This is a genomic window from Marinoscillum pacificum (assembly GCF_024714495.1).
Taxonomy (GTDB): domain Bacteria; phylum Bacteroidota; class Bacteroidia; order Cytophagales; family Cyclobacteriaceae; genus Marinoscillum; species Marinoscillum pacificum.
On sequence record NZ_JAMZMJ010000015.1, the window covers coordinates 1 to 15,560 of the forward strand.

Below are 15,560 nucleotides of genomic sequence, written 5' to 3' on the forward strand. Positions count from 1 at the left end.
CTGTAAGTGCTGTGAATCCAGCTGCCGTAACGATCAAAGTACCATTGTCAGTATTACAGCTAGTATCATCAGTCACATCGAGATCACCAGCAAGGTCAAATGTTGTGAAAGCAGTGTTCACTTGATCTATGATAGAAACAGTTATAGTCGTATCACAGCCATTACCAGCGGTATTGGTGATTTGTACTGTGTAAGATCCTCCAGGGATTTCAGAGAGCACATTGTCGTTGGCAGTGTAAGAAGTAGCAGGATCAGAAGTCGAACTACCATCAAACCAAGCGTAGGAGTAATCAGAGATTGCACCGGCACCGACTAAGTTAACAGTGATTTGCCCGTTGTATTGTCCACCAGCCAGATCAGCATCACAGACTGAGTTGTTAGATGTTCCCGCACCCAATGCAGCCGGAGTGAAGTCAGGTTTAGCTGGAACTTCATCGATGAATAGGGTATAAGGTTGAGTAGCACAACCTGACGTATTATCAACAATTACCACTGTGTAATCATCAGAAGCTAATCCAGTAGCGAAGGTAACCGGACCAGGGCTTGATATATCTAAAGAGTCTGTAGCAGTTTCCAACACAGAAGTACCCACATAGTACTTGATATTGTAGTCATCAGAACCACCGGCACCTGTAAGTGCTGTGAATCCAGCTGCCGTAACGATCAAAGTACCATTGTCAGTATTACAGCTAGTATCATCAGTCACATCGAGATCACCAGCAAGGTCAAATGTTGTGAAAGCAGTGTTCACTTGATCGATGATAGAAACAGTTATTGTCGTATCACAGCCATTACCAGCGGTATTGGTGATTTGTACTGTGTAAGATCCTCCAGGGATTTCAGAGAGCACATTGTCGTTAGCAGTGTAAGAAGTAGCAGGATCAGAAGTCGAACTACCATCAAACCAAGCGTAGGAGTAATCAGAGATTGCACCGGCACCGACTAAGTTAACAGTGATTTGCCCGTTATATTGTCCACCAGCCAGATCAGCATCACAGACTGAGTTGTTAGATGTTCCCGCACCCAATGCAGCCGGAGTGAAGTCAGGTTTAGCTGGAACTTCATCGATGAATAGGGTATAAGGTTGAGTCGCACAACCTGAGGTATTATCAACAATCACTACAGTGTAATCATCAGAAGCTAATCCAGTAGCGAAGGTAACCGGACCAGGGCTTGATATATCTAAAGAGTCTGTAGCAGTTTCCAACACAGAAGTACCCACATAGTACTTGATATTGTAGTCATCAGAACCACCGGCACCTGTAAGTGCAGTGAATCCAGCTGCCGTAACGATTAAAGTACCATTGTCAGCGTTACAGCTAGTATCATCAGTCACATCGAGATCACCAGCAAGGTCAAATGTTGTGAAAGCAGTGTTCACTTGATCGATGATAGAAACAGTTATTGTCGTATCACAGCCATTACCAGCGGTATTGGTGATTTGTACTGTGTAAGATCCTCCAGGGATTTCAGAGAGCACATTGTCGTTAGCAGTGTAAGAAGTAGCAGGATCAGAAGTCGAACTACCATCAAACCAAGCGTAGGAGTAATCAGAGATTGCACCGGCACCGACTAAGTTAACAGTGATTTGCCCGTTGTATTGTCCACCAGCCAGATCAGCATCACAGACTGAGTTGTTAGATGTTCCCGCACCCAATGCAGCCGGAGTGAAGTCAGGTTTAGCTGGAACTTCATCGATGAATAGGGTATAAGGTTGAGTCGCACAACCTGAGGTATTATCAACAATCACTACAGTGTAATCATCAGAAGCTAATCCAGTAGCGAAGGTAACCGGACCAGGGCTTGATATATCTAAAGAGTCTGTAGCAGTTTCCAGTACTGAAGTACCCACATAGTACTTGATATTGTAGTCATCAGAACCACCGGCACCTGTAAGTGCAGTGAATCCAGCTGCCGTAACGATTAAAGTACCATTGTCAGCGTTACAGCTAGTATCATCAGTCACATCGAGATCACCATCCAAATCGAAGTTGGTGAAGTTATCGTTGGTATCACTAATGATTTCTCTTTCTAATGTGGTTTTACATTGGTCAGAGCCTGTAACAACCACGGAATAGATGTCCGGTGGTAAACTAGAAGCGACATTTCCAACAGCATTTATAACTGCGGATCCGTAGATGGTGGTAAGCTCATTACCTGCCGTTGTACTTGTCCCCACATACCATTCATAAGTGTAATCGGAAACATCAGATCCATCATTGGTAGCCACAGTGATTTGACCGTTGTATTCTGAAGCAGGTGATGTTAGAGATGGGTCACAAATGGTATTGTTGTTGGTATTCGTTGCATCTACAATAACGTCAGGACCATCTGTATTGTCTGGTACAACAACTGTAATTTCTTCAGAACTACACCCTGTAAAGTTGTCTTCAATGTAGAAGGTATACTCTCCAGCAGCCAGACTATCAAAGATACCTTCACCATTAGATTCAATAGGAGTACCAAGGTCTGATGATAAGTAACCCGTGAATGTGTATGGATCCATAAAGAACTCTACACCATCTATGAAGTTTCCTACCACCGGGCTACCAGTTGAAGAACTAACTGCCTCGTAAGCAAAACGTGTAAAGAACTGATCAGCAGGAACTACATAGGAGCCTTCATAGATGACCCATCCGTCTTGTGTGCCAGATCCATTAGCAGGCATGTTTCCTGCATCGTTAAACTGTGCCGAACAGAAATTTTCTATGACAGGTAGTAGAGCAATATCCGTTATGTCTGTACTACCTATTTTCAATACCATACAATCTTGATTGCTTCCAGCACTTCTTCTCGCACGGTGCGCAAATCTCCAGGTCATGGTTGTGCCTGGTTGGGTCTCCATATCAAAATAAAGAGCTGAGAAATCGTCAGCATTCAGTTCGGCCCATTGTTCCCCTTCGTAAGCTGAGAAAGTATAGCCATCTGCTGAATACCCATTCTGATATAGTTCGATGACATCAATGTGATCATCTGTAACCCAACCCGGGATGAGGTTTTCGTTGTAATACGCTTGTACAGGGTCATTTTGAGGCCCAGCATAAAATAATCCTCCGGCTCCTGTATTTGGGTTGTTAGTCAAATCCTGCTGTTCGAAACTTCCATTAACGTTTCGGAAATTATAAGATTGTGGATTTCTTAGAGCATTAGAAACATCAATTTCTCCACCTGGGTTAACTGGGTCACACGAGGTTTGAGGAGTAATATCAATATCACCTTCTTCAATCAATAGCGGATTTTCTGAGTCATCAGTGATTGTAAAGTCAACCTCGGCAGAACACCCAGATGCCGTTTCAGTAACAACTACTGTATAATCACCAGGTGTTAAACCTCCCAATTCGTGTAGGTTATCATTCAAATATCTAGCTGAAGACAAAGCAGTACCAGGCAACTCGTTTGCTGCGTCTGTGTTATCACCATAATACCAGGTAAATGTATATCCAGTAAAGGTTCCAGCTCCATCACCATCAGCTATTGCACTACCATTTCCGATGTTACAGCTATTGTTAGGGGTAGGGGAAACTGAAGCACTTGGCTCATCAGGTACATTGTCTACGTAAATTTGAAGATCCTGTGTCAAACATCCTGTGTTATTATCCAAAACTTCAATCATGTAATCTCCAGTACCTAAACCTGTTACCGTATATGGAGCAGTATCATCAGTTGCAAGAGGAGAACCTGAAATGGTTGTTCCTGAATAAACTCTAAGTGTTAAGCTCGATACAGTATTTAATGGAGCTCCCGATACATCAAGAGTAATCGATCCATTTGGTGTTCCTCCACCACAATCCGAGTTAGGTCCGGTGGTAGCTTCAGGAGTATAATTGGTATATGTGGTATTGTCAACATTACCCAGATCGAATTGAAGCTCAACCTCACATGTACTGGTGTTACTTACTAAAACAAGTGTGTAAGTTCCTCCAGGTATGTTTGATAAGATGATTTGTGTTCCACTTGTCGAGATAGCTGTTCCTGATATAGCAGATGTTCCATCATTGGTTAGTTCATCAGAAGCGTCCGTAGAAGCTCCTTCATACCAAGTGAAGGTATAATCACTAGCATTTCCAGCACCAACATTTACGATTAGCTCACCATCATATGTTCCAGAAATCAGACTTGGATCACAAACAGTATTTTCAGTAGAGTTCGTACCATCGAACGTTGCAGTTGGATAGTCAAAGTTATTTCCAATAGAGAAAGGATGACTATCGAACTCACATCCAGTACTAGTATTTCTTGGAATGAAACTGTAGTTGCCAAAATCCAATCCACTTACACCATCTAAAGTGGTTGTTGTCTCTGTTGTAATGAAGTTTCCACCATCGTCATAGAGGTCATACTCGTAATTAGCTAAACTCACGGGTGAAGCATCTTCAGTAATATTGGTTACTTCAAAATATCCATTAGGAGTAGTACAATTCGTAATGTCATTTTCTGTACCTGAAACAACTACATCAGGTTTAGTTTCAAGTAAGTTGATTTGAGATGTACTCGAACATCCATCATTTGGATTTAATAGGTCAGTCACTAAAACAGTGTATAAACCAGGTAAAAGTCCTGTTATTTGATCATTTCCACTATTTAAAGATGTATCAGTTTCTAGCAAAGTACCACTACCTACAGTTCCAGAATACCATTTGAACTCATAAGAGCCACCATCGGCACTAACAACGGTCGCAGTTAATTCGCCATCACCTGAACCACCACTACATGCTGATGGTTGCACATCAATTGTTATTTCAGGATCTACAGCAGAGACATCATTTCCGACAGTGAAAGTTTCTGTGTCAGATACACAACCAGTTACACTGTGAGTTACAGTCAATGTGTAATCTCCAGGTCCAACGTTACAGATGAATGGATCATTGCCACCAACAGGGTTATTGCTTTCATCCACCCAGCTAAAATTGTATTCTCCAAAGTTTGGTTGTAAGAAAACTGCTTGGTTATTATTGGAACCTCCAGTAGAGGATGTGAAACCAGCAATAACCATAGTTTCACCCCCAAAGACATTATTGACAATATCTCCTGTGTATGTAAATCGGTTACTTCCTTCTACCCATAATTCTATTGTTTGAGTAGCACCTGGGAGAATAATGATTGAGACATCCAAGGTGTCCCCATCTTCTACATTTGTTTTTGAAGCATGAATTTGAGGTAAGGAAGTCATAGCCATTCCCAACTCAGTTTCATTTACAGCACCATCAAAGAATAGGTTAGTGTGATCATAACTAGGATCGATACTACCGTTATCGTAAGTATCAAACTCTATAGAAACGGCTGGTTCAATATTGTCAAATTTTTCAGCACCGGACCTGTTTTGGAAATTTCCAACACCTAAGTCCTGTCCAACTTGTCCTCTTGCTGTGTAGCCTCTTGGGTCTCTATGCATGGTGAAAGCGATACCATCAGCACCATCGGCATCTTTGCTTCCTAATAATATTCTGAAGTCAAGTCGTACTGGTTGAGTTAAATCGATGGAGTCACCAAGCCAGATTCTTCCGAATTGGTTATTTGTTTCAGTTGTTAATTGGAAACCATTGGTACCTACTTCAGTAGCATCATTCAAAACTTCCGTATTACATGAGGAGAATGCTTGCCAAATTTCGTCATTTGCTCTACCATTCAATACAGCACCATTCAAGTCAATTGCCGCAACAACAGATCCATTATAGTCTGAACTACAAGTAGTATTGTCATTGACTTCAGAATCAGCTCTAACAATAATTGGGTTTGCAGGAATATTGTCAACAAAGTACGTGTAAGTGTTTGAACACCCATTAGCAATACTTGTTACCCGAACCGTATAGTTAAGGTCTCCTTCCAACTCAAAAGCAGTTGCTTCTGTGCTACTTGTAACTGTATTACTTGATAATTGTGTGCCACTTACACCTGTTCCAATGAACCATTCATAAGTGTAGTCATTGGCAGCACCTACAGTAGGCGCCACCCTAATTTCACCATCATATGCACCAGCTAATGCTTCATCACAAACATGATTGTCTTCTAGCCCAATAAGATTAAGTACCGGTAATACAGGAGAATATGGCACTGTTACTGTTAGAGGATTTGAAGAACACCCGTTAGGTGCTTGAACCACTACAGTATACTGGCCATTAGTGATGCTCGAAATGTGATCTGTGTCTTCTCCTGAAGGTGTTGTTCCATTGGAAGTGCCATCGTTTGTAATGTCTTGACCACTAGTATCTCCACCTTCATACCATGTGAAAGTGTAGCCTTCAGCAACAGGGTCAGCAACTGAATTCCCATCAAAAGTGACATCAACTAGAACAGCTCCTGTAGGGCCGGCAGAGCCTGTGATGTCACATGAAGTGTTCGGAGTTATTGTGTTAGTTGCAAGAGATGGAAGAATCGGGTCCGTACCAATGGTGATTGACTCAATCACACTACACCCGGTAATGTCGTCTGTTATACGGACATAATACGTCGTTCCACCAGCAAGTACAGGATCGGTTTCATTTTGATTTCCACTGGTATTAGTTGATGAAGCAATAGGGGAGGTCGTGAAGTCAGTAGAACTTGTAGACCATTCAAAGGTAAAGTCTGTTACGGTTGTGTCTGAATTAATTAAGACTGCTGCATCAGCTATACCGTTTGCACCAGATGCGCCACAGCCATTCTGAGGAGCAACTTCACGAATAACCACATCATGATATTCAGGATCATCAACGATAGTGCGTGTTGCTGGCGCTGATGGACATCCTGTAGAGTCCAAGGTAACAACTACCGTGTATTGACCATCAACTGATGGACTGGTTGCAGATAGACCGGTTAACTCAAACGATGTTTCTGATGCTATTAAACTGTCAGGATGGGCAACACTTCCTCTATACCATGCATAAGTGTAATTGCTGGTGTCGCTAGGCATTGTTACTTGAATGAAGCCATCACCTCCAACACAATTGGTGTTGTTAACTTTAAGAATACTTGAAATCACTGGAGCCACTGTATTCTGACCTACATTGACGTCTTCGATGGCAAGACATGTTAACTCATTGTTGTATACTTCAATTCTATAATTTCCAGCATCTAATCCTGTAAAAGTATGTCCAACACTACCGTCATTCACAGTCACATCACTTCCTATTTGAGTGGTTGAATTATGACCATCATAAATTCTGTAGGTATAACCTGTTGCAGGCTCAGCACCGTTACTAGAACTCGTAACTGCGATTGTACCATTACCAACGCCAGAACATCCAGTACTTTCTGTAATGGAAGTCGTAATATTCGGATTATCTGGTATGTACGCCAGGCTAAGTGATGCGGGGCTGGTAAAACAATCAGTACCATCTTGCTTCGCAATTACAGTATAGAATCCTTCTGGTAGACTTGAAAATATACCTGTAGTATTTTGAGCAATTAGACTATCTGTTGAATAACCTAAATACAAATAGTACTCATAAGTTTCTGAGATTGGATCCACTTTACCAATTAGGTTAATTTCTCCATTTGGATTGTTTGGATCACAACTTGTGTTATTCACCATGTCTGTAATAGGACAAGTGATTCCAGATTCACCCACATAGACTTCACCTGCAGCACCTCCTGGAGGTAAGTCAACAAATCCATTAACTACTAGCGCATCGTTGCTAACATCTTGAACCACATCCCCATCTAATGCTGGGCTATTAGGCATGTTGTTAAAGTCGTAGTAGATAACCAGATCATCTTCGTTTCCAGTTAATTCTGAACACATGGTGGCTATTACTTCTGAAGAACTAAGGGCTCTATTGTAAATACGGAATTCATCAATTTTTCCTTCGAATTTCTTAGATCCTAGATTTCCATCACGGCCTAAATACATCGTTGTACCAGGATTGATGATTCCATCTCCAGTACCAACATATTGAGTAGTTCCAAGCAATACACCATTGGCATAAATAGCCATATCTCCTGGGATTCCATCACCGTTAACATCTCCTTCAGACCATGTTCCGGTTACCTGAGTCCAGCCTGTTGGCTTATAGGCAGTGTTGATTCTACCTCTACTTCCATCATTTTCAGTTTTCAATACAAAGGCCAAACCATCGTGGTTATCAGACCAGAGTAATACCTGAGATTCTCCAAGACCACCACTTGAGAAGATTCTGTGGTCATCAGCATAGTTTTCATTAGACAACTCTACCCAGTAGGATACAGTGAACTCATGCCAGCCAGCAATTGTCTGAGGGATCCCGATAAATCCTTTATCTTCTATGTCAGCTGCATCGCCTGCTTCTACTGGTACAATAAAGTTGAAAGCTGGTTCTTGATAATCATCTTCTAAATCGAAGGTGATTAATTTAGTACAACCGCCTTGCTTAGCTCTTACTGTATAGGTTCCTCCAGGTAAGTTACTTGCAGTTGATCCATCAGAAGAGATGGTTACACCATTAATTGCACCTGGTAATTTGTTGTTTGAAACAACTCCTGAACCAGCCCACCATTCAATAGTATATCCTGAAACGCTTCCGTTTCCATCTCCATCTACTACAGCTATACCATTGGCATTGGAACATGAGGTGTTGGCCGTCAATGACTGGACAGTTGGGTTTGGTTGGCCTGAATTATCTTCTACAGTAACAACCACCGGTGATGAAATACAGTTGGTTGAATTGTCACGAACTCGAACAGTATAATCCCCAACATCAAGACCTGTTACCGTAGCGGTAGTATAGTCAGGAGTTGGTTTGATACTCGCTCCTTCATACCACATAAAGGAATAGCCTGTTGTTGTTCCACCGAAATCTGCAGAAACAGATCCAGTGCCACCACAAGTGGTGATGTGAGTAACATTTGTGTTGATATCATTTATGTCTGGAGTAATTGCATCTGAAGTCACAGTACCAGAGTTCGCAGATTCACAACCGGTGAGGTTGTCGTAAATGGTAACATAATAATCACCACCTTCAAGGTTTAATAATGTGTCACCAGTACCAATTACAATTCCGCCTGGATCTGAAGCAAAGTTCCAGGTAAAGCTGTAACCATCTTCTTCGAATAAGCTATCCGCAGGGTTTCCGCTTCCATCTACTGTAGTGTAAGCAAATGCTCCGATTTCTCCATCAGGAGATGCACAACTCTGCACCTCAGATATTTCATATACCCAAACATCGAAGGTCGGAGTTGCCGAGTCAATCGTAATCTCTAAAGTGTCAGAATAACAATTGGATGGAGGATAAAAGCCAACCACAGTATACGTTCCCGCATCCATAGTTGAGAAGGTACTTCCACTGTTTAAGACGGTAGAGAAGTCATTCTGATTGTACCAATAGAATTCATATCCATCAGCATCTGTAAATGTCTTGGTTACATCAGGAGCTGTTCCTGTTACTCTTACGTTATCAAAGCCCATTACCTCATCGTTGTTGTTGGTAAGAATTTTGGCTTTTAATACTAAAGTGGATCCGTTAAGACCAGATGCTGTAGCCTGAACAAAACTAAAGTCGCCGTATTGATCTCCATCGGATAACAACACATCACTTCCACCGTCAAGGCTGTACCAAAAACGAATTCTATCTCTTAGGTCAGAATCCAGACCATCACAGTTATCAGTTGATAGTAAATCGACAGAAATGGCGATGTTCGTGTGGTTACTGATGTCTATGCTTTCAGAAATCCAATCAACTGGCCCAGCTTCTAAGCTTGCTCCGGTATTGTCACCAATGAATGCTTGGTCACCAAAAGTGGTTCCAACGCCATAAAAGTCAGGAGTGAAGCCTAATGTATTCGTAGAACTCCATTCAGTGGTTCCAGAGGCATCGCTTGTAGCACCTACCGATTGTGAAGCAAAATCTTCAATCCAAATATTTTCAATTCCTCCAAAAACGGTTCCGTCAAAATATGCTTCAGCTTGTCCATTATTAGGTTTCGAAGGATCACACTTCTCATTGTCACTAACTTTATTCACCGTAAGGCTGAAAGGATTGTAAGTGACAGGTATTGAACTAATATTGTTGGTAAAATTACATTCGAGGACACCTGCTCGATCTCCAACGACAACCGGTGGAGTGGATCCAAAATCATTTAATGAAACGTATAAATCAAAAGCCCCTCCTGATCCTAAAACTTCCAAAGTAACAGACTGAGATGCTCCAACTGCTAAATTTGTTAGTTCATAAATTTGTGTATTTAACTGTGTTGATCCATCAACTGTAGGATCACCATCATAGAATGTAATTGGTAAATCACCGGAAATATTAATGTCACCAGTGTTAGATAATGTGAATGTTACATCCAGAGATGTGCCCGGACAGTCTGTAACTGTGGCATTTGTAATGTTCACAAGATTCAGATCAGGCTGTTCGTAATTTGGCACACCTGTCGCGTCAATCACAGGAGATTGACTCAAGAAATTGTTATATGGTGTTGAGCCAGAGCTAAAAGTAGCAGTTTGACTAATTTGTGTAGCAGGGATGCTAAGGTCATCATTAACATTTACATTGTAATATCCATGCTGGTTCCAAACCGGTCTGGATGGTTGCCATATATCACCATCAGCTTCATAGACTCTTACATGGGAGTATTGGGTATTCGTCCAGTTGCTTCCACTGATGCTTGTAGAATTGCTAAATGTACAGGTAACACAGATTTCAGTAAGGCCATCGCCATCCACATCAGCAACAACAGGGTATTCTTCAGATGTTCTAGAAACACAAGCTTGTTTTTGTGTGGAAATGGTAGGTGAATTTGGAGATCCAGAAGGAGTAGAAACAACGAACATTGATGTCTCGTCACGTACAATTACTTCACTGGATCCGTCGCCATTAAAGTCAAAAAGGGTACACCCTGTGAACCCTGAAGTACTCTCTTGTACACCAACTGACCATTGAAAATCCATATTTTCATCGAGCGCATAGAGTTGCGCTCCTGACACGAAGACGGCATTCATCTGTCCGTCATTGTCAATATCTCCGATACTTATTCTGCCGACACCTCTGTCCCAGTTGTTGCCAGGGTCCTGGTAGTAATTCACAGCATCATTAGTGACATCCCACATGAACACAGTGGTTTGTGGATTTCCACCAGCATTTTCGATTGCTCCGGATAAAATAACATCGACAGAACCATCCAGGTTATAGTCTCCCGCAGACACGGTAGTTCTGTAATACCTAAATGAATAATCAGATTCACCTAGCCCGTTAAGGATGGTGTTTAAGTCTTTTTGTAATGTTAGAACTCCTGAGGAGGTATTTACTGCATAGACTTTACTGCCTGTTACCAGCTCTAAACCACTACAATCCGCACAGAAAGCATCTGGTAATATATCGACAGCTAGTGTCCCGAAAGCTACTTCGTAATACCAATCGAAACTTCCACCCGTACCTTGCACGATAAGGGCACCAGTTCGCGCATTTCTTATTTCGTTTCTATAGTATAATTCAGGAACTCCATCCTGATCAAAATCAGCTAAACCAGGTATTCCGGGTCCATAGGTTTTGCTAGCGTCTTGTGACCATTGTAAAGTACCTGTACAGTCATATGCATTAATTTTAAAGCTATTTGCTAAATCAGATCTATCAAACTCTGTTACAAATACCCAAGCACATTCATTCCCCATAACATCACCTATTACGGGTTGGTAGAATGGATCAAAAGGAACATCAATGGTGGTAAGAGTAGCTCCTGTAGAACCATTTAAAATGTAGACCTTTCTTTGTAGCCAGTTTACTGTAACGACATCTGGTATTCCATTCCCGTCCATATCACCGATCATAGGAGATCCATAGCTATCAGCAGTTTGATTACTGGAGCTCCATTGGAGTAACATGTTATAAGATGGATTGGCCGTTGGTGTTTCGTTGCACACCATGTCGGTCCTGGAGTTTTCCACTTGGCCAAATGATGATAGCGCAAGACAAAGTGAAAAAATAGTTGATGTTAAAATCCTAACCCGGTAACTTTTCATATCTGTTGAGGTGATAAATCTATCCATACATACCATTTAGACGGTACAAGTAACCCTGTTGGCAATCTACATAAACAGGTAGAAAACCAAAACATTTAATCGACGAAGCAAAGTTAATAAAAACATATTTTCATAATTATATCATTAAAAAATATAACTATTTCAATATGTAAATCTTAAATAAATCAAATCCGACCTTTGAATTATAATAAATCTAATGTTGGATTTTCGACGAATAAACTGTTCTTGTCTATTATTTTCTTTAAAACGGACCTTTAAAAATATTTAAAAAAAAATGCTGGCTGGTGCTATATTGACTGAATCATCCTTTTTGTTTAGTCACTGGGTGCCTATCAGGTTTAACGATTAACGAGCTAAAACAATAGTGCCTGAAGTATTATAGGATGAATCGTCACATTTGAAAACAAAGTAGTAGATACCGGCAGGAGCTGCCACGCTTCCGTTATCTAAATTACCGTTCCAAACGCAATTTTCGGTGAAGGGGGAGTCCCCTTTAAAAACAATGCTTCCTTTTTCATCATAGATGTAAATAGTACAACCTTGTATATCTGAGGAATTCAAGATTTCCCAACAATCATAGATGTTATCTCCGTTTGGAGAAAAAGATTTGCGGGCGATGACTCCCGGAGCTATGATGGTTAAGTCGGATGTGATGGAGCAGCCGGCTTCATCGGTTCCCGATACAACTATTGTGGAGAACCTGTTACGTGGAAATACCGTCACTGAAGATCCTGTAGTGCTGCTTAAAAGATCTTCTGGTGACCAGGTGAAGTCTGATCCATTATCAACGTTCACAAGAATACTTGACGTGTTATCAGCTAACTCTAGCGTGTCATTAACTACCGTGCCCTCAGGGGACGAAAAAACAAATCCTGAATTGTCAAAATTTGAAACGGTGACAGTTGTTCCAGAAACAGTACAACCTATGTCAGTAATGACGTCTATCGTAACGGTGACTTCATCTTGATTGTCCAGAGTAGTTACATCAGCACTATTAGCTGTAATGTCCTCAGTATTGAATGTCCAGTTCACCGTTTGGTATGAATTAGGTAGTGTTAGCGTTAAACCATCTTCAGGGCATTTTTGAGTAGAAGCAGGATTTGGACTGATATCTGCAATGATATCCGCAGCTGAAGGTGGATCTGAAATGATAATGTCTTTAGTGGTCACACTGGTACATGTAGTCAAATCTGAATATCCCACAGTTAATGAAACAGTGTAAGTTCCAGCGGTGCTGTAGGTATGAGAAGTACTATTGCCTGTTTCCGAACCCCCATCTCCAAACTCCCAGTTATACTCAAGTTCCACTCCGGTTTGTCCAGTACTAGCTGATGCATCAAAACTGACAGAGAAGTTGGTGCAAGATTCATCTACACTGCTAAATGACGCAGTTGGTAGTACATAACTTGTGATAGATGTAGCTGAGGCGGTATAGGAACAGCCAGTTGTTTCAGATATGATATCAACGGTGTAATCACCTGTTTCACTTACTGAAATGGAGTTCAAGTCAGTACCAATATTTGTGGTTCCTTGTTTCCATTGATAGCTATATCCAGCGTAATCAGGAACTTGTAGCGTTGTAGTTGAAGTTTCACAGATTACATCAGATCCAGTATTGATAATGGAAATAACTGGGGGTTGATCAACAGAAATATTCGTAGTGGCAGCATTGCTGAAACATCCTCCTGCTGATTTCACTCGAAGTGTATATGCTCCAGCATTGTTAACAGAAGCATTAGAAATTGTTATCTCTTGGGAAGTTGCAGTAGTTCCGTCAGGATACGTCCACAGATACTCTTCAGAGCTATCTGGTCCAGATAAAGTGAAATCAGATCCTCCACAGATAATTCCTGTGTTTGAATTAGTTATGGCCGGAGCAGAAGGTGGAGTTCCTCCAGTTAAGGTGTAGGCTTCTGACTTGCTGGTAGAGCAGCTGCCGTCATTGGTAGCTATTCCAACTGTGATAGTTGCTGAATTTCCAGAGTTTACAATGAAAGTTGCCTCATTTCCAGATTGGTTTTGCAGTGTTACATCACCTGTAAAGCTCCAATTGTAAGTGGCATTTATTGAATTGGTTGCTTCCAATGTGAATGGAGAACCCGTACAGAAAGTGATGTCTGTTGGAGATATCGTTGGACTGATACAATTTCTATTAGTTATGATTGAAAGGAACCCGAAAGCAGAAAACTCGCTTCTGTGTGTGAATCCTAAGTCAGGTTTTGCATCGTTGTTATAATCAGCAATCTCTACATTTCTTGTGTTGAAATCAGTGCTAATCGATTTAAGTTCGAATGAAGGAGTATCTCCACCTAAGTTTTCCAAAATATTAAGTGAATTGGTAGTGGAAGTTACAGCAATGTCAGCAAGGCCATTCCCATCTAAATCACCAGCTGCTAAACCAAAAGGACTAGCAATAGAAGTGGTAATGACAGCAGAAGAAGGGAAATTGAAATTTCCTAATGATCCTCTGTTCAATGCGATAACCACTGAGTTCGAGTTTGTGGCAATTATATCTGGAAGATTATCATTGTTAACATCTGCAGCTAAGACGTTCCTCCAGGAAGATACTGGTGACAATGCAACTGGTTCAGCAAAATTGATGTTCCCTACAGTACTTTGGTTCTTAATAGCGTAAATACGCGAACTAGATACAACATATGGAGCTGTTACAATGTCTGGTAATTGATCTCCATCTAAATCAGCTACGTCAATAGCGCCTGTTTTTGACGCTCCGGTCACGGTTAGTGAAATTGGTGAAGTTCTGTTAAAACTAATAGCTCCTGTACTAGTGTTTTGGTAAATAAAAATTTCATTTTCACCGTCTTTAGTATCACTTATGATCAACTCAGGTTTACCATCCAGATCCATGTCTGCTATTTTGAATGTTCTAGGTGTTCTGGTTCCTGTTTCTGTTACAGGAAGTGTGAATGTAGGTAGGGGAGAAAAGGAGATTGTTCCTCCGGAGCTTGTGTTTTGGTAAATGAAGATTTGCTTATTCACATTTTCTACCGATGTGAAAACTAAATCAGGAAGGCCGTCTCCATTCAAGTCACTACATTCTGTAGCTACTGTATTAATTGGCTTCAAATTATTATCAATATTATTGATTCCCGTTACCTGCACAAAGGACGTAGTATTAATCGTAGATACATTTTGATAAACACTAACATTGGTGGAATTATTATTAGCTATTGCTACATCTAACAACCCATCGTCATTAAAATCACAATTACATATATCGTAGGATTCCTGTTGTCCGGTATTGATGTCTATTCGAGTATCTAATGCAGTTAAATCAAATGTAGAACCACCAAAACTCATGGTGAAAAATTGACTAGATGTACCTCTCAGACCATTGGAAAGGTTTGTAACCACTACTGGGCCATAAGTAGAAGTTGCAGGAACTGTTGCTCTGATTTCTGTTGCTGAAGTAGAAACAATTGTTGCTTTTCCAGAACCAAAATTTACTTGAAGATTCGTGGCAGTGGTTGGGAAGTTAGCCCCACTAATTACGATCGTTTCACCTACAGTAGCAGAGGACTTGTCAAATCCATTCACAATCGGTTTTTGTGCGAGTGTGTAATGCGCTGTGAATCCTAAAATTAATAGTACAATTAAATTTCTCATC

The 15,560-nt window shown here is 41.0% G+C and carries 2 protein-coding genes; both read right to left on the bottom strand.

All coding sequences use genetic code 11. From position 1 onward, the window contains the following. The coding region (locus NXS00_RS22975; protein WP_258101631.1) for a lectin-like domain-containing protein at positions 1-11,938 on the bottom strand (11,938 nt) is incomplete at its 3' end. 339 nt (positions 11,939-12,277) lie between these two features. Beyond that, on the bottom strand, positions 12,278-15,559 hold the full coding sequence (locus NXS00_RS22980) for an FG-GAP-like repeat-containing protein (protein ID WP_258101632.1): 3,282 nt from the start codon (positions 15,557-15,559) through the stop codon (positions 12,278-12,280). Position 15,560 lies beyond the last annotated feature (1 nt).